Origin of the sequence: Aeromonas sp. 61P, assembly GCF_051919545.1 — a bacterium.
GTDB lineage: Bacteria > Pseudomonadota > Gammaproteobacteria > Enterobacterales > Aeromonadaceae > Aeromonas > Aeromonas veronii.
Genome location: NZ_JBQBEL010000001.1, coordinates 3,671,876 through 3,696,680, shown reverse-complemented (window position 1 = coordinate 3,696,680; position 24,805 = coordinate 3,671,876). Strand labels below are relative to the sequence as shown.

The 24,805-nt window shown below is 56.1% G+C and carries 10 protein-coding genes and 1 pseudogene; 10 read left to right on the top strand and 1 reads right to left on the bottom strand.

Features of this window, described 5'->3' with window-relative positions:
- Positions 1-5: 5 nt before the first annotated feature.
- Positions 6-4,462 (bottom strand): annotated as a pseudogene (gene gltB, locus ACTG2O_RS17290) (glutamate synthase large subunit).
- Positions 4,463-5,073: 611 nt separating this feature from the next.
- Here gltB and ACTG2O_RS17285 point away from each other — a divergent pair.
- The 10 genes from ACTG2O_RS17285 to ACTG2O_RS17240 all read left to right on the top strand — a co-directional run bounded on the left by ACTG2O_RS17285 (position 5,074) and on the right by ACTG2O_RS17240 (position 24,699).
- Entirely contained in the window at positions 5,074-6,003 is a 930-nt protein-coding gene (locus ACTG2O_RS17285) for a TIGR01212 family radical SAM protein (protein ID WP_043819331.1), read from the top strand.
- A 377-nt stretch (positions 6,004-6,380) separates the two neighbouring features.
- Complete coding sequence (locus tag ACTG2O_RS17280) at positions 6,381-8,525, top strand: type I secretion system permease/ATPase (RefSeq protein WP_005350980.1); 2,145 nt, start codon at positions 6,381-6,383, stop codon at positions 8,523-8,525.
- Positions 8,518-9,951 carry an HlyD family type I secretion periplasmic adaptor subunit gene (locus tag ACTG2O_RS17275; protein ID WP_005350982.1) on the top strand — a complete coding sequence of 478 codons (1,434 nt, stop codon included), beginning with the start codon at positions 8,518-8,520 and terminating at the stop codon, positions 9,949-9,951. Before ACTG2O_RS17280 ends, ACTG2O_RS17275 begins: the two co-directional genes overlap by 8 nt.
- Positions 9,952-9,988: 37 nt before the next feature.
- Positions 9,989-11,305 carry a TolC family outer membrane protein gene (locus ACTG2O_RS17270; protein ID WP_019445098.1) on the top strand — a complete coding sequence of 439 codons (1,317 nt, stop codon included), beginning with the start codon at positions 9,989-9,991 and terminating at the stop codon, positions 11,303-11,305.
- 135 nt (positions 11,306-11,440) lie between these two features.
- The gene (locus ACTG2O_RS17265) at positions 11,441-12,193 is read left to right on the top strand and encodes a transglutaminase-like cysteine peptidase (RefSeq protein WP_005350994.1); all 753 of its coding nucleotides are present in this window, start codon (positions 11,441-11,443) and stop codon (positions 12,191-12,193) included.
- 3 nt (positions 12,194-12,196) lie between these two features.
- Complete coding sequence (locus tag ACTG2O_RS17260) at positions 12,197-14,122, top strand: EAL domain-containing protein (RefSeq protein ID WP_019445100.1); 1,926 nt, start codon at positions 12,197-12,199, stop codon at positions 14,120-14,122.
- A gap of 254 nt (positions 14,123-14,376) precedes the next feature.
- Positions 14,377-21,447 (top strand): retention module-containing protein, encoded by a 7,071-nt coding sequence (locus ACTG2O_RS17255; protein WP_439976387.1) that lies wholly within the window; start codon positions 14,377-14,379, stop codon positions 21,445-21,447.
- Complete coding sequence (locus ACTG2O_RS17250; protein ID WP_439976386.1) at positions 21,384-23,279, top strand: VWA domain-containing protein; 1,896 nt, start codon at positions 21,384-21,386, stop codon at positions 23,277-23,279. The genes ACTG2O_RS17255 and ACTG2O_RS17250 overlap by 64 nt, the downstream gene beginning before the upstream one ends.
- Positions 23,280-23,365: 86 nt before the next feature.
- A complete protein-coding gene (locus tag ACTG2O_RS17245) occupies positions 23,366-23,926 on the top strand; it encodes a hypothetical protein (protein WP_019446091.1) in 561 nt (186 codons plus the stop codon).
- 56 nt (positions 23,927-23,982) lie between these two features.
- Positions 23,983-24,699 (top strand): SIMPL domain-containing protein, encoded by a 717-nt coding sequence (locus ACTG2O_RS17240; RefSeq protein ID WP_439976385.1) that lies wholly within the window; start codon positions 23,983-23,985, stop codon positions 24,697-24,699.
- Positions 24,700-24,805 lie beyond the last annotated feature (106 nt).

The following is a 24,805-nucleotide window of genomic DNA, read 5'->3' as shown; positions in this document are numbered from 1 at the left end:
CCTCCTTATTGCGCCTGGATTCTGAGTTCTGCACTGGAACGGCTGGTGTGACCCAGCAGCGATTTCACGTCGCTGGACTTGGGTTTGATCAGCCTGAACTTGGGCACATAGGAGTCGAAGTTGGCCAGGATCTCCTCGGCGCGCGAGCTGCCGGTCTCATTGAGGTGCGCCGTGATGATGCCGCGCAGGTGCTCCTGATGGATGGCGAGATCCGCCACGTCCAGCAGTTCCACCAGCTCGGGGTTGGTGCGCTTGGCGAAGTTGCCGCACTCGTCGAGCACGTAGGCAAAGCCGCCGGTCATACCCGCCGCGAAGTTGACGCCAGTCTGGCCGAGCACGGTGACGATGCCGCCGGTCATATATTCACAACCGTTGTCGCCAATCCCCTCGACTACCGCCAGGGCGCCGGAATTGCGCACCGCGAAACGCTCGCCGGCAGTGCCTGCAGCGTAGAGCTTGCCGCCGGTGGCGCCGTAGAGGCAGGTGTTGCCGATGATGGCCGCTTCATGGGATTTGAACGCCACACCGACATGGGGCTTGATCACCAGCTTGCCGCCGGTCATCCCCTTGCCCACGTAGTCGTTGGCGTCACCGGTGAGGATCATCTCAAGGCCACCCGCGTTCCAGACGCCGAAGCTCTGGCCTGCGGTGCCGTTGAAGTGCACCTTGACCGGATCCGCCGCCATTCCCTGATTGCCGTGACGTTTGACGATCTCGCCCGAGAGGCGAGCACCCACCGAGCGGTCGGTGTTGCGAATGTCGTAGCGGAACTCGCCGCCGCTTGAGGTTTCCACCGCTTCCAGCAGATCCTCCACCATTTTCAGGTTGAGCGGCCCCTTGTCGAAGGTGGGGTTGTGCTGCTGGCTGAACAGGCTGGAGCCTGCCGGTGCTACCGGACGGGCCAGAATGCCAGAGAGATCCAGCTTGGCCTGACGAGCGGTGAGGCCGGGCAGGGCTTCCAGCAGATCGGTGCGGCCAATCAGGTCGGTCAGCTGGGTGACGCCGAGCTGAGCCATCAGCTCGCGGGTCTCTTCGGCGATGAACTTGAAGTAGTTCATCACCATCTCCGGCAGGCCGGTGAAGTGCTCGCGACGCAGCTTCTCATCCTGAGTGGCAACGCCGGTGGCGCAGTTGTTCAGGTGGCAAATACGCAGGTATTTGCAACCGAGCGCCACCATGGGGCCGGTGCCAAAGCCGAAGCTCTCGGCGCCGAGGATGGCCGCCTTGATAATGTCGAGGCCAGTTTTGAGACCGCCATCCACCTGCAGCCGCACCTTGTGGCGCAGACCGTTGGCGACCAGCGCCTGCTGGGTTTCAGCCAGACCCAGTTCCCACGGGGAGCCGGCATATTTGACCGAGGTGAGAGGGCTCGCGCCAGTGCCGCCGTCATAACCTGAGATGGTGATGAAGTCGGCATAGGCCTTGGCCACGCCGCAGGCGATGGTGCCCACTCCGGGCTCGGAGACCAGTTTCACCGACACCAGACAGCTCGGGTTGATCTGCTTGATGTCGAAGATGAGCTGGGCCAGATCCTCGATGGAGTAGATATCATGGTGCGGCGGCGGCGAGATCAGGGTCACGCCGGGCACGGAATAGCGCAGCTGGGCGATCTGGGCGGTGACCTTGTCACCTGGCAGTTGGCCACCCTCGCCGGGCTTGGCACCCTGCGCCACCTTGATCTGCACTACATCGGCGTTCATCAGGTAGTGGGGGGTGACGCCAAAGCGACCGGAAGCGACCTGCTTGATGCGGGAGTTCTTCTCGGTACCGAAACGCTTGGGATCTTCGCCACCTTCGCCGGAGTTGCTCTGACCACCGAGGCGGTTCATGGCAACAGCCAGCGCCTCGTGGGCCTCTGGGCCGAGGGCACCGATGGACATGGCGGCGGAGTCAAAGCGGGGGAACAGCTTGTCGGCCGGCTCAACCTGATCCAGTGCGACCGGATTGTCGACCTTCTTCAGGGCCAGCAGATCGCGCAGGGTGGCAACCGGACGCTCGTTCACCAGACGGGCGTATTCCTTGTAATCGGCATAGTTGCCGGAGCGCACCGCCGCTTGCAGGGTCTGCACCACATCCGGGTTGTAGGTGTGGTACTCGCCGCCGTGGACGAACTTGAGCAGGCCGCCGTGGGGGAGGGACTTGCGGGCCAGCCAGGCCTGACGGGCCAGATTGTGCTGATCCTGCTGGATATCGGCAAAATCGGCACCCTGAATACGGCTCGATACGCCGCGGAAGCAGGTATCGACCACCGACTTGGCTAGGCCCACCGCTTCGAACAGCTGGGAGCAGCGGTAGCTGGCGACCGTGCTGATGCCCATCTTGGACATCACCTTGTAGAGCCCCTTGTTGATGCCGTTGCGATAGTTGACCATGGCCTGGCGCAGGGACATGGTGAGCACGCCCTCTTCAACCTGTTTGGCCAGGGTTTCGTAGGCGAGATAGGGGTAGATTGCGGTCGCGCCAAAGCCCAGCAGCACCGAGAAGTGGTGCGGGTCACGGCAGCTTGCGGTCTCCACCAGAATGTTGGCGTCGCAGCGCAGGTTGTTGTCCACCAGGGTGCGCTGCACTGCACCCACCGCCATGGCGGCCGGGATCGGCAGGGTATCGGCGCTGATATCGCGATCCGACAGCACCAGCAGCACGGTGCCGCTCCTGGCGGCAGTTTTGGCCTCGTCGCAAATGCGCACTATGGCCGTTTCCAGCCCCTCTTCGGGCTTGAAGTTGAGGCTGATCACCTGATGACGGTAGTACTCACCTTCCAGTGCCAGCAGTTGGTGGAAGTCGGAGTAGAGCAGGATCGGCGACTGGAACAGCACCCGGTGGGCGTGGCCGAAGGTCTCGTTGAAGACGTTCTGCTCGCGACCGATACAGGTGGCCAGCGACATCACGTGGTTTTCCCGCAGCGGGTCGATGGGCGGGTTGGTCACCTGGGCAAACATCTGGCGGAAGTAGTCATAAAGGGTGCGCGGGCCGGAGGAGAGCACCGCCATCGGGGTGTCATCCCCCATGGAGCCGACCGCTTCCTGACCGTTCTCACCCAGTACCCGGATGATCTGATCCAGCTCTTCGAAGGAGTAGCCAAACAGCTTCTGATAGGTTTTCAGCTGGTCGTCGGAGAACTCGCGGCTACCGGTCTGGCTATCGTCCATCTGCTCGAAGGGGACCAGTCGGCGGCAATGTTTATCCATCCACTGCTTGTAGGTGTGGCGGTTTTTGAGATCGTCATCGATCTCGAAGCTGGTCCACACCTTGCCGTTGCTGGTATCCACCACGAACAGCTCGCCCGGGCCGACCCGGCCCTTCTCCAGCACTTCGTCCGGGGTGTAGTCCCAGGTGCCAACTTCGGAGGCGAGGGTGATGAACTTGTCCTTGGTGATACGTAGCGGGCCGGACGCAGACCGTTGCGATCAAGTGCGCAGGTGGCGTAGCGACCATCGGTCATGACGATACCGGCGGGGCCATCCCACGGCTCCATGTGCATGGAGTTGAAGTCGTAGAAGGCGCGCAGGTCGTCATCCATGTTCGGGTGCTTTTGCCATGCTGGCGGGATCAACAGGCGCATGGCGCGGAACAGGTCCATGCCACCGGCGAGGAAGAGATCCAGCATGTTGTCGAGACTGGAGGAATCCGACCCCGTGGTGTTGACGAAGGGGGCCGCTTCCTGCAAATCGGGGATCAGCGGCGTCGCAAATTTGTAGCTGCGCGCTTTGGCCCACTGGCGGTTGCCGGCGATGGTGTTGATCTCGCCGTTGTGGGCCAGATAGCGGAACGGCTGGGCCAGCGGCCAGCGCGGGCTGGTGTTGGTGGAGAAACGCTGGTGGAAGACGCAGATGGCCGCCTGCATACGGATGTCGGCGAGATCCAGATAGAAGCGCGGCAAGTCCACCGGCATGCACAGCCCTTTATAGACGGTGACCAGGTTGGAGAGGCTGACCACATAGAAGTAGTCGTCGTTGACGCGCTTTTCGATGCGGCGACGCACGATATAGAGGCGGCGCTCGAGATCCTTGTCGACCCAGCCGGGCGGGGCGTTGACAAAGACCTGTTCAATGCTGGGCAGGGAGGCTTTGGCGATGGTACCCAGTACGTTGGTATCGACGGGCACCTTGCGCCAGCCGACCAGACTCAGGGTCTCTTTTTCCAGCTCTTCGTCGATGATGTCGCGGGTCTGCTGGGCCAATACGGGGTCAGGGTTGAGAAACAGCATGCCGACCGCATAGTTGCGGCCAAGGTGCCATCCCTTCTCCTCGGCGACAGCTCTGAAGAAGCTGTCGGGTTTTTGCAGCAGCAGACCGCAACCATCGCCGGTCTTGCCATCGGCGGAGATCCCGCCGCGGTGCTGCATGCGAGCCAATGCTGACATCGCGAGACGAACAAGCTTGTGGCTGGCTTCCCCTTCCATGTGGGCCAACAGGCCGAAGCCACAGTTATCCCTCTCCAGCTTTGGATCATATAGTGACATTGCATTTCTCCCTTGCTCGGCCTTGTATCGCATAGTCATCACCTGACTGCATAAATTGCGATTGGCTCTTGTGGTTCCGTCTGCCTGACGTGGCGAATCTCCAAACTAATGGGATTTTCTGGCGAGGTCAATCGCAGGTCAGGTTTGTCTTCATGGTTACATTCGCATAACAAAATGTCGGGTTAGGGGGGTTAGCTCGCAGTTATGGAGTGTTTATTCTGTGTAGTTTGATTTTGTTGGTTAAATATATCGCCATTGACGGGCTCAATGGTGTGCTCGGCGACGATGGGCGAATGTAGTAATTTTACCAACCCTATGCTACCGAGAGCGGAAGTGATCACATTTTCAATATCCCATGCTTGCAATTGTGTGCTGTCGGGTCTCTTTGGATTTTTCATTGTTCAACAGTGGGTTATCAGGTCTCATTTTCATATGGATGTTTACTGTTTAAATCGTCAAAGAACTGTAAAAATCCTTTTTTTGCGCTTTTTCTCTATATTTATTCAAAATTGGTCGGGTATTTATATGTTTTACCCTCTCTGCTAGCTTGATCCAGCTCAGCCCCTGTTTTGCGCAAGCTCGTACAATGGCGCTCCTTTAGCGGAGGTGTCATGCAGTTACACGAACTCGTCAATACATTCGGTCAGGATCTCAAGCAGCGTCATGGTCAGAAGATCCACAAACTCTCCATCCACGGGGCCTTCACCTGCCCGAACCGTGACGGCACCCTGGGCCGTGGTGGCTGCACCTTCTGCAACGTATCCTCTTTTGCCGACGAGTCGGCCCAACAACTCTCCGTGGTACAACAACTGCTGGCTCGCCGGGACGAAGTCACCCGTGCCAAGCGCTATCTTGCCTACTTTCAGGCCTATACCAGTACCTATGCCGAGGTCGAATATCTGCAGCGGATGTATGAAGAGGCGCTGTCAGTGAGCGATATGGTGGGGCTCTGTGTGGGCACTCGCCCCGATTGCGTGCCGGATGCGGTGCTGGATCTGTTGGCGGGCTATCAGGCCCGGGGTTACGAGGTGTGGCTGGAGCTCGGGCTGCAAAGTGCCAATGACAAGACCCTGCAACGGATCAACCGCGGCCACGGTTATGCCGCCTATGAGGATGCGGTAAGACGTGCCCATCAGCGCGGCATCAAGGTATGTGCTCATCTGATCGTCGGCCTGCCGGGCGAAGTGCCGATGGACAGCCTCGATACCCTGCATCGCATCGTTGAGACCGGCGTGGAGGGGATCAAGCTGCATCCGCTTCATGTGGTAGAGGGTAGTACTCTTGGCAAAGCGTGGCATGCGGGGCGGCTTGAGGTATTGACGCTGGAGCAGTATGTGGAGGCGGCCGTTGCCATGATCCAGCACACGCCGCCCGAGGTGGTGTATCACCGGATTTCGGCCTCCGCGCGCCGTCCAACCCTGTTGGCGCCAGCCTGGTGTGAAAATCGCTGGACGGCCATGGCGGATATTGCCAAAGCACTCTCATTGAACGGCCCGCAAGGTCACGCGTTGGGCAGACCCTTCATACTTCCTGACCTATAATTGAGCACCAGATTATTATTTTCACGTAAAACATAGGGTTATATAAAAAACTTCATACCCTAAACTATAGTTTTGGTACGTGCCGGTTGATATAGTGGTGCGCCATAATAAATGTCATTATCAATTAACTCCGACATTCACCCTGGTTGCAGTGTTAGCATGGTGTTGATGAGTCGATTATTTTTACCAATAACGAATCATGCCGCCATTGCTGCTGTGCCGGGAAATTGGGGATGAGTGTCGCGATCTATCTGGACAGGTTTATCCCCTGATCAGTCTCATCAGCGGGAAGGCTACTCGGTTTTAGCGTGGCTATAGCAGGGAAATATGAGCGATGAACGCTCTTATCTACCTCATTTATGCAGTGACAGGATGCTATGCAAGCAGAAACAAGTCGTATTGATGAGTTATTGGAGTGTCTGGTCTTCTTGACCCGTTTTTATGGTGTACCCAACAGTCAGGATGCCCTGACGACCGGGTTGCCACTGGTCTCCGGACGCCTGACAACCGCACTCTTTTGCCGTGCTGCCGAGCGGGGCGGGTTATCCGCCCGTGAAGTGATCCAGCCACTGGCTGATATTTCTCCCTTGCTGCTGCCTTGCGTATTGCAGATGCGCAGTGGTGGCGCCTGCATTTTGCTGGAGTGGAACGAAGATCGCAGCCAGGGGAAAGTGATTTTCCCGCAGGCTGGTGATGCCGCGCAATGGCTGACCGCAGCCCAGTTGGGTGATGAGTATTTGGGGCGCCTCTTCTATGTAAAGAAGCAGTTCAAGTTTGACGAACGCTCGCCCAAGGTGCTTGAAACCCGTGATGGACACTGGTTCTGGAGCACCTTGTTCGAATCCCGCGGCATCTATCGCGATGTGCTGATCGCCTCCATTCTGATCAACCTGTTTGCCATCGCCAGTCCGCTCTTTACCATGAACGTTTATGACAAGATTGTGCCCAATCTGGCGTTTGATTCGCTCTGGGTGCTGGCGGTCGGGGCCATGGTGGTCTTTACCTTCGATTTTGTGATGCGGCAGTTGCGTAGTTACTTTATCGACATTGCCGGTAAAAAGTCTGATGTGCTGCTGTCTGCCAAGATTTTCGCCAAGGTGATGGGCATGAGGATGGAGTCTCGTCCCGCTTCCACTGGCGCGTTCGCCAAACATCTGCAGGAATTTGAATCGGTGCGGGAGTTTTTCACCTCCGCAACGGTTTCTACTCTTATCGATCTCCCTTTTGCCGTCTTCTTCCTTTTTATTATCTGGATGTTTGCAGGCGTAATGGTGGTGGTTCCCATCGTCGCCATGCTGATCCTCATCGCCTACAGCTTCTATATTCAGGAGCCCCTCAAGCAGTCCATCGAAGAGGGGTCACGCCTTGCGTCCCAGAAGAACGCCAACCTGATTGAAAGTATTTCCGGGCTGGAAACCGTCAAGATTTTCGGCGCCGAGAGCATGTTCCAGCATCGCTGGGAACAGGCCGTCTCCCATATTTCCACCTGGGGTGTACAGACGCGCCGCATTACCAACTCCATGTCCTCGTTGGCCAGTTATATCCAGCAGGTGGTGACGGTCGGTCTGGTGATCGTCGGTGTTTACCAGATCTCCGAAGGCTTGGTCACTATGGGGGGCATGATTGCCGCCGTGATGCTCTCCAGCCGCGCCATTGCGCCCATGGTACAACTTTCCGTGTTGTCGACCCGTTATAACCAGGCCAAGTCAGCACTGGATATTCTGGAAAAAATCATGCAAACCCCGGGTGAGCAGGAGGAGGGCAAGCAATATATCCATCATCCGGTGATTGCCGGTCGCATTGAATTTGAAAATGTCTCCTTCAAATATCCGGGAATGGAAACCAGCACTCTGCACAATATCAATTTGCGCATTCAGCCGGGCGAAAAGGTGGCGATTATCGGCCGGATTGGGGCGGGTAAAACGACCCTGGAGAAGCTGTTGATGGGGTTGTATCGACCGACCGATGGCTCGGTACGTATCGACGGTTTTGAACTTGATCAACTGCCGCCTGCGGTGATCCGTCGCAATATCGGCTGTGTTCCGCAAGATGTCATTCTCTTTTTCGGATCGGTGCGGGACAACATCATGCTGGGTAATCCGCTGGTGGATGACGTGAGAGTATTGCGCGCCGCCAAGCGGGCGGGTGTCACCAACTTTACCAACCGGGATCCCAATGGGCTGGATCGGCAGATAGGCGAGGGTGGCCGTCAGCTCTCCGGTGGCCAGCGTCAGTCGATCCTGCTGGCACGCGCCCTGCTCAATGATCCCCCCATTCTGGTGATGGATGAGCCGACCTCCAACATGGACAACCAGTCCGAGATGCAGGTTAAGCAAGAGCTCGCCAGACTGGGCCCGGAAACCACATTGATCCTCATTACTCACAAAACCTCGATGCTGGATGTGGCATCGCGAGTGATCGTCATCGAGCAGGGGCAGATCGTTGCTGATGGCCCCAAAGAGGTGGTGTTACAGCAGTTGAAGGAAGGGAAAGTGCGCGTGCAGGAGGTGTCCCATGGTTAAGGGGCTCATGGACTGGTTCAAGCGCAGCAAAAAGACGCCTTCCGGCGAGGTATTGCCGGCACCCGAGCATCTGGAGTTTGTCGATGACGGCGCGGCAGCTGTGCTGCTGACCACGCCGACGGGAGCTCGTATCCTGCTATGGTGCTGTTTCCTCTTTTTCATGAGTGCCATCGTCTGGGCTGCCTGGGCCGAACTGGATGAAGTCACCGTGGGTCAGGGCAAAGTTATTCCATCCCGTCAGCTGCAGGTGATCCAGAACCTGGAAGGGGGGATCGTCAAAGAGATCTTCGTCAAAGAGGGGGATATCGTCGAAAAGGGGCAGCCGCTGCTGCGCATTGATGACACCCGTTTCCGCTCCGACTTTAGAGAACGGGAGCAAGAGGTAGTCACCCTCAAGGGGGATGTGGCCCGTCTGCGTGCCGAGATGGCCAGCGTCGAGGTGAAAAACGACCCGGCACTGGGGTGGCGTGAACAGGTCGTGGTAGGTGAAGCGCCAATCCAGTTTCCCGATGGTTATGAAACTGTCTTTGCCGAATACGCACACCGTGAGCGCTCTGTACAGCGGGATCGCCTCAATAACCTGAAGAACCAGCTCTATATTCTTGGTCAGCAAATCGAACAGAAAGAGCAGGAGCTGATTGAACTGAATGCCAAGATCCGCACCGTGAATCGCAGTGTGGATTTGGCCAGACAGGAACTGAATATTAGCCGTCCGTTGGCGAAAGAGGGTATAGTGCCTCAAGTGGAGCTAATCAAGCTTGAGCGGCAGGTCAACGAGATGCAGGGGGAGCTGGAGAGCAACCGTCTGCTGATCCCAAAACTCAATTCGGTACTGCGTGAGACCATCTCCAAGCGTAATGATATTGCGCTGAAGTTCAGAGCAGACTCCCAGACTGAACTGAATGAGAAACAGGGGCGGCTTGGCCAGTTGTCAGAAGGGCAGGTTGGCTTGCGAGACAGGGTTGACCGGACCAGCGTGATTGCTCCGCTCAAGGGCACCATCAAGAAACTCAAGATCAACACCCTGGGCGGCGTGGTTCAGCCCGGCATGGATTTGATGGAGATTGTGCCGTTGGAGGATACCTTGCTGGTAGAAGCCAAGGTGTCACCGAAAGATATCGCCTTCCTGCGACCGGGGCTGGATGCCATTGTCAAAATTACTGCCTACGACTTTACAATCTATGGAGGATTGCATGGCAAGGTTGAACAGATAAGTGCGGATTCGATCCAGGATGAGGAGGGGAACTCCTTTTATCTGGTTCGGGTTCGAACAGAGAAGAGTTACTTGGGCGATGAGCTTAACGCACTTCCCATCATCCCCGGTATGTTAGCCAGTGCTGATATCATTACTGGTAAAAAAAGTGTCCTAGACTATTTGCTTAAGCCGATTTTACGGGCAAAGCAGTCGGCACTGAGAGAACGATAAGCCAACAATCTAAAAACAAAACATGACTGGAGATAACATGAAAAAAACGATTGTTGCCATGCTGGTCAGTGGCTGCATCCTGATCCCGAGTTTGGGTCAGGCCCAGACTCTGGAAGAGTCGGTGGCACAGACACTTGCTACGCATCCCAAGATAAAGGAAGCGTTTGATCTGTATCAGGCACGACTCTATCAGCATGATGGAGCCAAGGGTGGCTATTATCCTACGATCGATCTGCGTGGCGGCGTAGGTTACGAGAAAACGGACAGTCCTTCGACAAGAATTAACCCAAACAGTGATGATTCGTTGACTCGCAAAGAGGCTGGACTCAGTCTGCGACAAATGTTGTTTGATGGCTTTGATGTCAGCAACAACGTCTCCAGAACCGAAGCTGAAGCCAATGCCCAGCGTCTGGCGATGATCTCCGAAGCTGAAAATACCGCGCTGCGAGTAGCTGAGGTCTACCTCAATATGCTGCGCCAGCAGGAGATCCTGGAACTCTCCAAACAGAACTTGGAAACCCACGAGCAGATCCGCAGCGACATCAGCAAGCGGACTGATTCAGGTCTTGGCTCTACTGCGGATCAGACCCAGATTGAAGGTCGTGTTGCCCGGGCCTATTCAAATCAGGCCGCTGCTGAAAACAACTATCGCGACGCAGAGAGTGAATTTATTCGTGTCGTGAACGAGGTACCCAAAGATCTGGTACAGCCGGTTCCCAATACCGAGCTTATCCCGACCAGCCTCGATAGTGCGCTGAAAACAGCGACCGAAGTCCATCCGACCCTGCTCTCTTCCCTGCAGGATATCGAAGCGGCCAAGTATCAGCATGAAGGTGCCAAATCCGGTTTCTACCCCAATGTAACATTCGAGGTCGATCAGAACTGGAATGAGGATATCGATGCGGTCAAAGGGCGCAACGATGATCTGACCGCAATGGTGCGGATGCGTTACAACCTGTTCCGTGGCGGTTCTGATGTGGCAGAGAGCAATGCAACATCGGCGCTCTACTCTCAGGCGAAAGACATTCATTTGAATGCGTTCCGCCAGGTGGAGGAAGGCACTCGTCTGGCCTGGAACGCGAAAGAGTCGCTGGCCAAGCAGAAGACCTTCCTGAAAGAGCATGTTGACGCCAGCTATGACACCGTACAGGCATACAAGAAGCAGTTTGGTTTGGGTCAACGGACATTGCTGGACGTATTGAACACCGAGAACGAATTGTTCGAGGCGCGTCGCAGCTACATCACTGCCGAGTATGATGCACTGCTGGCTGACTATCGCATTCTCAACGCGACAGGCAGTCTGCTCAATGCATTTAGCGTCAAACAACCCGCTGAATGGCAGGCCAGGCAATAACCGTTTGTTCATGATCCCGCAGGGATCATGAACGCCAACATGGTGATTGCAGCTGGCAGTCACCATGTTTGGCTAACGCAGGTTGTTGTACGAGCTTTGAGGAGTGCAGCAGTAATAATGCAGCAGGAATATGATGTGACACTCCAGCGCGGAACCGGTAGCCGATGGTGTTATCTTCTTAATGAATGGAGATACAGATCCTTACGCGCTCTGCGCCACTCCTTATGGATCCTGCTGTTACCCTTCTCACTTCTGCTCTGTGCCAGTCAGCCTCTGCCACAGGAAGATCTCAACTTGATCAAGCGGGCGGAGCAGACCTATGGCGCCAGAGCCGGCAAGCGTGTAACCAGTTGGCGTATGTTGGTCATGGAGACGAAGGGCAGGGCCCTGAGCGAAGAAAAAAAGCTTGAGCGGGTTAATAATTTTTTCAATCGGATGCGTTTTATTGACGATATCAAGTTGTGGCGCAAAAAGGATTATTGGGCAACCCCGCTAGAATTTTTGGGAGCCGCCGGGGGAGACTGTGAAGATTTCAGTATCGCTAAATACTCTACGCTGCTCGAGCTTGGGATCCCGGATGATAAAATGCGGATGGTGTACGTAAAGGCTCTTGATTACAACCAGTTTCACATGGTGGTGGCATATTATGAGACACCCTCGTCCGTTCCGGTTATTTTGGATAATTTGATAGGCTCGATTCGCCCAGCCACACAGCGGCGTGATCTGGTGCCTATTTACAGTTTTAACGGTAGTCACTTGTGGTTGATGAAGGCACGAGGCCAAGGGGAACTGGCTGGTCAATCATCCCGCTTGGGATTATGGAATGATTTACGCAATCGCATGACCTCGGGGCGATTGGCTCGGCCAGTGGTGAATTTGGATGATTAACCTATGACGCTCTATCGACAGTTATTAGCCACCATGCTGCTGCTGTTTGGATTGTTATTTGCGGCCACATACTGGGTGCAATTCAATTCAACCCGCACTTATCTGGCGCAGCAACAGGAAACAACGGTCATCAATACGGCAACCTCGCTGGGGCTTGCGCTCACCCCCTATCTGGAAAACGGTGACAAGGTCGGTGCCGAGTCGGTGATCCAGGCCATTTTTGATGGTGGCTATTATCGACTGGTTCGCCTTGATCTGCTGGCATCAAAGGATGTCATCGAGCAGGAAAATACCAACAATATTCAGGGGGTACCGCGGTGGTTTGTAAATTTGGGACTGTTTCCTGAGGTATCCAACGAGTCAATTCTGACGTCTGGCTGGTTGCAGCTTGGAAAATTAAAAGTAGTGGGTCACCCCGGCCAGGCTTATTACGAGTTGTGGTGGGGGATGAGCGAGCTGGCGAGCTGGTTTCTGGTCGGCTTTTTGATCACCACAATTTTGTTGATGAGAGCACTCAACTACTTGCTCAAGCCACTCAAACAGATCTGTGATCAAGCCGTCGAGATTGAGCTGCACCATTTCGGTCATACAATCCCGGAGCCTAAAACCCATGAATTGAAGCAGGTCGTTCAGGCGATCAACACGCTCTCAAGCAAATTGGCGTTGCAGTTTAAAGAGCAAGCCGATGAGGCCGAGAAATTGCGTGAGCGGGTTTATGTCGATGCCGTGTCGGGGCTTGGCAACCGAGCTTATTTTGTGGGTCAGGTAAACGCATGGATCGCGGAGGCTGGCCAAGGTGGCGTCATGCTGGTTGCGGTCGACATGCTGGATGATATCTATCGCGATGAAGGCTTTGCTGCCCGCGACAACATGGTCAAATCGATAGCTCAGGCTTTGAAAGAGCAATTAAAAGGGTGGGATGGCGCAGCCTTGGCACGGATCTCCGCGACGGAATATGCGCTGCTCTGTCCAACTGACGATCTCACTCAGTTAAAAGAGCTGGCTGAAGTGATTAATAGCCGCATTGCCGATCTGGTGGTGAATCCAATGGGCGAAGGGGATGCGCTCTCCGTCATCGGTATTGCTGGTCGTGATGGCAATGATGATCTCTCTGCCTTGTTGACCAAAGCCGATAATGCGCTTGGCAAGGCGCGCAATGAACGCCGTGGTGCTGTGGTGATGGAAGGGGGGACCGAGCAAGGTTTGATGGGGCGTTTGGCCTGGCGAGATCTGGTACAAGATGCCATTTCACGACAACTTTGGCGCTTCAAAGCACAACCAGCTTGCCGGTTTGATAATGGAGCAAGGTTGCATGCCGAACTATTTGCTTCTATCTCTCGGGATGGCACTGATTATTTTGCCGGTCAGTTCTTGCCCGCGATTGAACAGTTCAAATTGGGTGGCGAGTTTGACCAGGCGGTGCTTGATGCTTGCGTTCCATTACTGCAAAAACAGTCTGATCTGGTACTGGCGATCAACATCACTGCTGGCTCGCTCTGTTCGGATGAATTTTTAACCTGGCTGACGCGCTATCTGACCGAGCATGCAGAGCTCAAAGAGCGGTTGTTATTTGAAATACCTGAAGCTGCCATCATGAAACATAAAGACAACGTGGCTGCGTTGGTTTGCACCTTGCAAGCTCATGGTTTTCAGTGGGGGGTTGACCACTATGGTCGTCACTTCCAGTCTCTGGGCTATCTGGAGGAGTTGTCGCCGGCTTATGTCAAGGTTGATCACGGTTATACCAGTCAGGTCATGGAGCCGGGGGCTGACACCTCATTCCTGGCTGCAGTGTGTCGCGCTGCGCACAATGCCGGTGTGACGACTATTGCAACCCGAGTCGAAGATCAACATCAAGTGGAACTGCTTTCCAAGTTGCATATCGATGGTTACCAGGGATTTGTTCATCCCGCCTTCCCATTGCCTTGAATTAAATGGCCCCGATAGGGGCCTTTTTTATACCAGTCACTTCTCTTTTCGCCATTTTTCTATAACAAACTCAAGGTCAGCCTTGAATGGGGCTGGGTCTAGGGTTCTGATTTGTATTAAGAAATACCAACTCTTCGATTTATTTCCGTCCATTTGTTGAATTCCTCTCGAACGTACGCTTTTTTGCAACGGAACAGCGCGCTATCTCCTTCTACGGTGTAGACATCAAGATCTGTCACCTTGGAGCAATGGATATGCGTACCCAAATCATCGACAAGTCCGTGGTTGTCTCAGCTATAGAAGGCAATGTGGATATTGTGCTGGCTGATGGAAGCAGCCGCCCTCTGCAAAAAGGGGAAATTCTCCAACCCGGAGCAAAATTGGCCATAGCTGATGATGCCAAGCTGGCTCTTTCCCCTTATGACGATACTCCAGCATCGGATGTTCCGGCAGGTTCCGAGTCCGCTGGACCTGCTCAACCGCAAGTGGCGGCCAGCCAGGAAGGCGCACCTTCAGATATTGCCGCATTGCAAGAATCGATTCTGCAGGGTGTTGACCCGACTCAAAACTTTGAGGCTTCTGCTGCTGGTGGGGCACCAGCGGCCGGTGGTGGTGGCGGTATTGGTGGAGTTGCGGGGGCCAGTGGTAATGGTGGTTTCGTAACAATTGATCGAACAGGCGATGCCACGATAGCGGCTGCAGGGTTTGATACCACCTACGATACGGCCGCTGTCATCAATGAAAATCAGGCCGAAGATTTGATTCTTGAAAATCAGCTTGATGATTTGGGCGAAACCGCCGTGACCCTGGAAGACACTCAGATCAGTGGGAATTTGCTCGACAATAGTACCAATCCAGATGGGCCTGCTGATGCCTCTATCGTTTCATATGACTGGGGTATCAATATCGGAGTCCCTGCCGGTGTTGCTGCCACCATTACCGGAGTGGGCACGCTGATCATCAATCCGGATGGGAGCTATACCTTTACTCCGGCTCCTAACAATGATGGTGCAGTTCCGCCGGTGAACTATCAGGTAACTGATGGCCAGGAGACAGTGACTTCAACACTCGTTATCTCCATTACTCCGGTAGATGAGGCGGTAGGCCTTGATGGGCTTACCCTGGAAGGGGGAGAGGTGTTGGTCAGTGATGCCAACCTGGCCGACGGTTCGGCACCTAACGCTGCCGCGTTAACTCAAAGTGGGGTGTTTACCTTTAATGCCCCTGATGGCGTACAAACGCTGGCAATCGGGGCGATCCAGTTGATCAGCAATGGCACCGTGATTGCTCTGCCTGTATCCATTGAGACTCCGCTTGGCAATGGATTGCAAATCACTGCAATAACCTACGATCCCGTTACCGGTAACGGCAGTGTCTCCTACAGCTATACCCTCCTTGATAACGAGGCCCATCAACAACCCGCGTTTGATCTGCAATTGGGTGAGAGTCTCGCTGTGACCTTGACCGATGATGACGGTGATACAACCAGTGCAACGCTGGACATCGTTATTCAGGATGATGTGCCGACCCAGGATGTGGGGGTGGCCGAAGAGGCTAATTTGGGTGGATTGTCGGTCAGTCTGGACGAGACGGTTGGCAAAGAGGATACCTACAGCGAAAGTGATGTGAATGACGGCTATGTCAGTGATGACGTAGAGGGTGCACTGGCCCGGGCTACAACTGCGATTGAAGGTGGTCTGCTGTCACTGTTTACCAGCAGTGGCAGCTACGGTGCTGATGGTGCAGGTAGCATCACCGGCAGTTTCAGCTTTGTCGGAATTGGCGAGGCGGGGGTTGCCACCAACCTGTCGGCCACCAAAGGTGGTGCGATTACCCTCAATGCAGCGAGCGCGACCGAGCTGCAAGGGGTTGATGGTGAAGGAGGTGTGGTCTTCAGCATCAAGATTGTGGTGGTAGATGGGGTATCCCAACTGCAGACCACCCAGTTTGAAGCCTTGTCTCATGACGACTCCGGTTTGTTTGATGAATCACTGTCGCTGCTGCTCAGTGGGCAGAACAGTCTGGAACTGCAATACAGCGTGACCCGTGTGGACGGAGATGGCGATAGCGTGACCGACAGTGCCACTGTCACTCTGATTGCAGGCGAGCGGTCGGTATTCAGCTTCGATGATGATGGCCCGACTCTGAGTGTCAGTGCCGAGGCCTCGGAAGGGGAACTGGCGGCCCTGCAGGTCAGCCTGGATGAGAGTGTCGGGGACGACCGTGCGGCGTCTGGTGAGACCGCCGATGGTAATGGCGACGATACCGGTCCGGGCCTGGCCCAGGTGTATAGCAGCGTCAGTGGCGGACTGGCCAGCCTGTTTGCCCAAAGTGGCGTCAGCTATGGCTCGGACGGTGTGGGTAGCACCACCGCCAGCCTGAGCTTCGTGGGGGTACCGGTGGGGGGGCTGGCGACCAATCTGAGCTCGACTGCGGGGGGGGCAATCACCCTGTTCCTGGAGGGGGGGAACCTGGTGGGTCGCGATGCCAATGGTGGCGACCCGGTGTTCACGATCAAGATCGTCAATGTGGCCGATGCCGGCGACCCGCCGGTCTACCAACTGGAAACCACCTTGTACGAAGCGCTGGACCATGATGATAACGCCACCTTTGACGAGGCGGTAAACCTGTTGCTGAGCCAGGACGGCGCCGTGCAGCTGCAGTACAGCGTGACCGTGGTGGATGGTGATGGCGATAGCGTGACCGACAGTGCCACTGTCACTCTGATTGCAGGCGAGCGGTCGGTATTCAGCTTCGATGATGATGGCCCGACTCTGAGTGTCAGTGCCGAGGCCTCGGAAGGGGAACTGGCGGCCCTGCAGGTCAGCCTGGATGAGAGTGTCGGGGACGACCGTGCGGCGTCTGGTGAGACCGCCGATGGTAATGACGACGATACCGGTCCGGGCCTGGCCCAGGTGTACAGCAGCGTCAGTGGCGGACTGGCCAGCCTGTTTGCCCAAAGTGGCGTCAGCTATGGCTCGGACGGTGTGGGTAGCACCACCGCCAGCCTGAGCTTCGTGGGGGTACCGGTGGGGGGGCTGGCGACCAATCTGAGCTCGACTGCGGGGGGGGCAATCACCCTGTTCCTGGAGGGGGGGAACCTGGTGGGTCGCGATGCCAATGGTGGCGACCCGGTGTTCACGATCAAGATCGTCAATGTGGCCGATGCCGGCGACCCGCCGGTCTACCAACTGGAAACCACCTTGTACGAAGCGCTGGACCATGATGATAACGCCACCTTTGACGAGGCGGTAAACCTGTTGCTGAGCCAGGACGGCGCCGTGCAGCTGCAGTACAGCGTGACCGTGGTGGATGGTGATGGCGATAGCGTGACCGACAGTGCCACTGTCACTCTGATTGCAGGCGAGCGGTCGGTATTCAGCTTCGATGATGATGGCCCGACTCTGAGTGTCAGTGCCGAGGCCTCGGAAGGGGAACTGGCGGCCCTGCAGGTCAGCCTGGATGAGAGTGTCGGGGACGACCGTGCGGCGTCTGGTGAGACCGCCGATGGTAATGACGACGATACCGGTCCGGGCCTGGCCCAGGTGTACAGCAGCGTCAGTGGCGGACTGGCCAGCCTGTTTGCCCAAAGTGGCGTCAGCTATGGCTCGGACGGTGTGGGTAGCACCACCGCCAGCCTGAGCTTCGTGGGGGTACCGGTGGGGGGGCTGGCGACCAATCTGAGCTCGACTGCGGGGGGGGCAATCACCCTGTTCCTGGAGGGGGGGAACCTGGTGGGTCGCGATGCCAATGGTGGCGACCCGGTGTTCACGATCAAGATCGTCAATGTGGCCGATGCCGGCGACCCGCCGGTCTACCAACTGGAAACCACCTTGTACGAAGCGCTGGACCATGATGATAACGCCACCTTTGACGAGGCGGTAAACCTGTTGCTGAGCCAGGACGGCGCCGTGCAGCTGCAGTACAGCGTGACCGTGGTGGATGGTGATGGCGATAGCGTGACCGACAGTGCCACTGTCACTCTGATTGCAGGCGAGCGGTCGGTATTCAGCTTCGATGATGATGGCCCGACCCTGAGTGTCAGTGCCGAGGCCTCGGAAGTGGAACTGGCGGCCCTGCAGGTCAGCCTGGATGAGAGTGTCGGGGACGACCGTGCGGCGTCTGGTGAGACCGCCGATGGTAATGGCGACGATACCGGTCCGGGCCTGGCCCAGGTGTATAGCAGCGTCAGTGGCGGACTGGCCAGCCTGTTTGCCCAAAGTGGCGTCAGCTATGGCTCGGACGGTGTGGGTAGCACCACCGCCAGCCTGAGCTTCGTGGGGGTACCGGTGGGGGGGCTGGCGACCAATCTGAGCTCGACTGCGGGGGGGGCAATCACCCTGTTCCTGGAGGGGGGGAACCTGGTGGGTCGCGATGCCAATGGTGGCGACCCGGTGTTCACGATCAAGATCGTCAATGTGGCCGATGCCGGCGACCCGCCGGTCTACCAACTGGAAACCACCTTGTACGAAGCGCTGGACCATGATGATAACGCCACCTTTGACGAGGCGGTAAACCTGTTGCTGAGCCAGGACGGCGCCGTGCAGCTGCAGTACAGCGTGACCGTGGTGGATGGTGATGGCGATAGCGTGACCGACAGTGCCACTGTCACTCTGATTGCAGGCGAGCGGTCGGTATTCAGCTTCGATGATGATGGCCCGACTCTGAGTGTCAGTGCCGAGGCCTCGGAAGGGGAACTGGCGGCCCTGCAGGTCAGCCTGGATGAGAGCGTCGGGGACGACCGTGCGGCGCCTGGTGAGACCGCCGATGGTAATGACGACGATACCGGTCCGGGCCTGGCCCAGGTGTATAGCAGCGTCAGTGGCGGACTGGCCAGCCTGTTTGCCCAAAGTGGCGTCAGCTATGGCTCGGACGGTGTGGGTAGCACCACCGCCAGCCTGAGCTTCGTGGGGGTACCGGTGGGGGGGCTGGCGACCAATCTGAGTTCGACTGCAGGGGGGGCAATCACCCTGTTCCAGGAGGGGGGGAACCTGGTGGGACGCGATGCTAATGGTGGCGACCCGGTGTTCACGATCAAGATCGTCAATGTGGCCGATGCCGGCGACCCGCCAGTCTACCAACTGGAAACCACCTTGTACGAAGCGCTGGACCATGGTGATAACGCCACCTTTGACGAGGCGGTAAACCTGTTGCTGAGCCAGGACGGCGCTGTGCAGCTGCAGTACAGCGTGACCGTGGTGGATGGTGATGGCGATAGCGTGACCGACAGTGCCACTGTCACTCTGATTGCAGGCGAGCGGTCGGTATTCAGCTTCGATGATGATGGCCCGACTCTGAGTGTCAGTGCCGAGGCCTCGGAAGTGGAACTGGCGGCCCTGCAGGTCAGCCTGGATGAGAGCGTCGGGGACGACCGTGCGGCGTCTGGTGAGACCGCCGATGGTAATGACGACGATACCGGTCCGGGCCTGGCCCAGGTGTACAGCAGCGTCAGTGGCGGACTGGCCAGCCTGTTTGCCCAAAGTAGCGTCAGCTATGGCTCGGACGGTGTGGGTAGCACCACCGCCAGCCTGAGCTTCGTGGGGGTACCGGTGGGGGGGCTGGCGACCAATCTGAGTTCGACTGCAGGGGGGGCAATCACCCTGTTCCAGGAGGGGGGGAACCTGGTGGGACGCGATGTCAATGGTGGCGACCCGGTGTTCACGATCAAGATCGTCAATGTGGCCGATGCCGGCGACCCGCCAGTCTACCAACTGGAAACCACCTTGTACGAAGCGCTGGACCATGGTGATAACGCCACCTTTGACGAGGCGGTAAACCTGTTGCTGAGCCAGGACGGCGCTGTGCAGCTGCAGTACAGCGTGACCGTGATGGATGGTGATGGCGATAGCGTGACCGACAGTGCCACTGTCACTCTGATTGCAGGCGAGCGGTCGGTATTCAGCTTCGATGATGACGGCCCGAGCGTGACGGCGATGACGCTGACAGGCAGTGTCACCACCGATGAATCGACCCAGCTGGGTGTCATCGTGACCAGCGTTGCATCGATCTTCAGTGGTGGCGTGGGCAGTACAGGCGTGGACGGCGGCACGACCGATGTGTCGCTGCGTATTGATGTGGCGGCCAGCGGGCTGGTGACCACGGTGGGCAACAAGGCCATCACCCTGGTGGCGGACGGTGCTGACAGCGACATCGTGTACGGCAAGTTTGACAGCGATGGTAACGGTAGCCTGGACAGCAACGCATTCAAGCTGGAGATAGGGGAAGACGGCAAACTGAGCGTGACCCAGTTTGTAGCTATCAAACATCCGGATAGCCCGACCAACTATGACGAGCCGGTAGACCTGGCAGGCAAGCTGTCGGCGGTGGTGACCACCACCGATGGTGATGGTGATGTGGCGAGCAAGAGCGTGAGCATCGGTGCTGGCGTCAAGTTCGAGGACGACGGTCCGAGCGTGACGGCGATGACGCTGGCAAGCAGTGTCACCACCGATGAATCGACCCAGCTGGGTGTCACCGTGACCAGCGTTGCGTCGATCTTCAGTGGTGGCGTGGGCAGTACAGGCGTGGACGGCGGCACGACCGATGTGTCGCTGCGTATTGATGTGGCGGCCAGCGGGCTGGTGACCACGGTGGGCAACAAGGCCATCACCCTGGTGGCGGACGGTGCTGACAGCGACATCGTGTACGGCAAGTTTGACAGCGATGGTAACGGTAGCCTGGACAGCAACGCATTCAAGCTGGAGATAGGGGAAGACGGCAAACTGAGCGTGACCCAGTTTGTAGCTATCAAACATCCGGATAGCCCGACCAACTATGACGAGCCGGTAGACCTGGCAGGCAAGCTGTCGGCGGTGGTGACCACCACCGATGGTGATGGTGATGTGGCGAGCAAGAGCGTGAGCATCGGTGCTGGCGTCAAGTTCGAGGACGACGGTCCGAGTGCTGTAGCTGATACCATTACCAGTGGCACTAATGGCACTGTCAACCTGGTGTTGGTTCTCGATAGCTCAGGCAGTATTGGTAATACCAATATGCAGGTTATTAAGGATGCTGTAACGAATCTGATGAACAGCTATGGCAACTCGCTGGTCAAGGTGATGCTGGTTGATTTTGATAGTTCGGCCACTGTCAAGAGTGTCGGCAGTCAGGTATGGCTGACCAAGGATCAGGTAACTGGTCAGCTGACTAGCATCTCTTCTGGCGGTTCTACTGACTACGATGATGCTTTGCAAGCGGTTCGGGACAATTATGGGACACCGCCTTCCGCTGATAACACCTTTGTATTCTTCATTTGGATGGAGTGCCCAGTTCGGCTGATGAGGCAATTAACGCCACAGAGCGCAATGACTGGACAAACTTCCTGACGCAAAAAGGCATTGATGGTGCATATGCCGTGGGGATTGGCTCAACCAGCGTACTTGATGCTGACCTGCAAAGTGTCGCGTGGTCACCGAGTGGCGCTCACAACAACAATGTGGTGGTGATCAATACCGCGGGTCAGCTGTCGGGAACACTGACCAACCTGACACAGGTAATTGATGGCAATGTGACAGCCAATGACAGTGCTGGTGCCGACGGTTTTGGTACGCCCAAACTGGTTTCTGTAGAGTACAACGGAACAACCTACACCTTTAATAACAGCAATACCTCTTTCTCTATCGCACTGGGTACCAATAAGGGCACCCTCTACATTGAAAATGATGGTGATTATCGATTCACACCACCATCAGGAGGAGCTGAGGGGGCACCTGTCGAGATCACTTACAAGATCAAGGATGGCGATGGAGATACCAGCAGTGCCAAGTTGACCATTATCAATCCGGTCCTGGTGGTTGGTAGCAATGCCAATGACACAGGTTCCGGAGCCAGCACAGCTATTGACGATCACGTTCGTCCCAACCCTCTTCTTGCTCCGGATGTGGATGGGGCAATAGTGGGTGGAGTTGGGGCAGATGTATTGATCGGTGATGTTGGCGGAGTGACTTCGGGTAGTTACAACCTGACGTTCATGATCGATATGTCGGGAAGTATTAGCGGCACTGAATTCCAGCTCATGAAAGATGCCATCAATAACTTGCTGGCCAAGTTCAGTGGCATATCACAGTTGCAAGTCGAGATTGGTACGTTTGCAGATAATAGCAACGTTGTGGGTACCTATTCCTCGGTTACCGCTGCTCAGCAGGCTGTCAGTAATCTAACTCGCTCAGGGGGGGGGACCAACTATCAGGCTGCGTTGACAACTCTTAATACCATGATGACCGGGGATCCTGTCGCAGATCATAAGTATGTCTACTTCCTTACGGACGGGGAGCCAACTGTTGGAAGCTGGACCAATTCAACCCAGATTGCTAACGGTATGACAGCCCTGAATGCGTTGACGGCTCCTGGGGTGGTGATTAATGCGGTCGGGATCGGGGTGCCATCCGGTGCATCATTTGGCAATAACCTCAATGCGATTGACAACACGCCAGATAACTACCTCGCCGTAGACAGCTTTGATGACCTGTCCAGTGGCTTGGGCTCGCTCTTTACCGCTGTTAGTGTCGGCTCAGACCTGTTGCAGGGCGGTGCAGGCAACGACGTGATTTTTGGTGACAGCATTCATGCAGACAATGTGGATGGTGGCTGGTTCGAGTTTGTGGCAGACAATCCGGGCAAGAGTGGTGGGCAACTGCTCAACGAACTTTACAGCCAGCATGCAGTGTATGGTAAGGAGGGGGCTGTCGGTGGCGATGATACCCTTGAAGGTGGCGACGGTAATGATGTGCTTTATGGCCAAAAAGGGAATGACATCCTGATTGGTGGTAACGGTATCGACATTCTGATTGGTGGAACAGGGTCTGACACCCTGACAGGTGGAGGCGGTAAAGACACCTTTAAGTGGGGGGCGGGTGATATCGGTGGTGTGGATGTCATCAAAGACTTCACCACCGGCACTGGCGGAGATGTACTGGATATCAGCGAGCTGCTCACTGGCGAACATGCCAACTCTGGTTCGCTTGATGCGTACCTCAATTTCAGTAGTGATGGGCCAGGCACAAACAAATCAACATTGACTATTGATTTGGATGGTACGAATGGAGGAACCACCCACGTCATAAAATTTGACAGTATTGACTTGACGACCCTGGGTAACAGTGACTTGCAGATTATTCAGAAGTTGCTGGATGACGGTAACTTGAAGGTTGATCCGTAACCTTGTCTTGGGGCCGGGCTTGCCTGGCCCCTGTTTTTTCCCCAAGGGGATGGATAAGATAGCGGTAGTAGATGAGAGGGGTAATCATGCAGTCATTCAACTGGGTCGACATTGATGGCATCCGTTATAGCTGGGATGGGCAGGGGAACATTACCTGCGCAGGCCAGTTTGGCTATCAGGCCTCGATCGAGGGGGATCGGCTGGATGGGATGGAGATTGAGAATGAGGCCGGTGATGTAGCGGGCTCGCTCTATGTTGATTTCGCTACGGCCTCTATCACTTATGTGCCGGTCATGGATACCGAGTCTGCCCATAACATGATTTTGGTTGGCCATCATCAGGGGCAGCAGGAGTATCCGCTGGCCAGTTTTCACTCTCCGTTGTTGCAAGATTTGCTAGGGCCATCTGATACCATCCCTTGGTCTGCGATGGAGGAGGATAGTGGTGGCACCAATATCGGACAGGCGGTGCAAGGACACGTTCTGTCGTGGGACTCGTTCCATTTCGATGATGAGGTGTTGGTCTGTGGCGCGGCTCCTGCGCTGGATATGGCAAACCAGAGCCAGGATCCCGGCAGCATGGTCACCATTAGCCTCGATCTGACCAATCAGATACTGGATCAGCTCCCCCCCTTGCACGATATATGAATCCCGTAGCTGCACGGGCATAATGGCCTCAATCTTTCCGACTGAGGTTTTTTTCTATGTGGCGTCCCCTTCTTACTCTTTCCGCTCTGGTTGTCAGTGCTCCGCTGCTGGCGATTGAAGTGCCGCAAGCGCCCCATCTGGTGGTGAGCGGTTATGCCGAGCAAAAGACCGAACCCGATATGCTCACCCTCAATGTGGCGGTGAGTGCACTTGATAAGCAGGGCCTCAAGGCCAAGCAGCAGGTCGATACCAAGGTCGCAGCCTTTTTCAGCCAACTGGAAGGGTTGGGGATCAAGCGCAGCGATGTTGAGGCTGGCAACCTGATGGTCTCTCCGGAATATCAGTATGGCGAGAACAAGAAGCCGGTATTGTTGGGATACCGTGCTCAGCGACAATTGGCGGTGAAGCTCTATCAGCTCGACAAGTTGAGCCCCCTGATGGATACCGCACTCAAAGCCGGGCTGGAGTCCGTATCCCAGATTGAGTACGGGTTGAAATCGCCGCAGGTCATCAAGGAGCAGGTCCGTCTGAATGCCGTTGAGGATGCCAAAACAAAGGCTGAATCTCTGGCCAAGGCGTTCGGGATGAAGCTTGGCAAGATCTACAGTGTGGAGTACCGCAATGCTTCGCCCATTACCGCCTACAGCCGCAACCTGAAGGTAGTGCAGGCCATGGCGATGGCTGCACCTGCGGCGGATATGGCGGACAACAGCTATCAACAACAGCAGATCACGGTAAGTGATAATATCGAGGCTGTTTTCTTGCTGGAGTGATGCCCGTCGTTTAAGTCCAGTCATGAACACCCCCGCCATTTGCGGCGGGCGCATCGATGCAGATATAAAAAAGCCGACGCTCGTGTTTACTAAATCGAGCATCGGC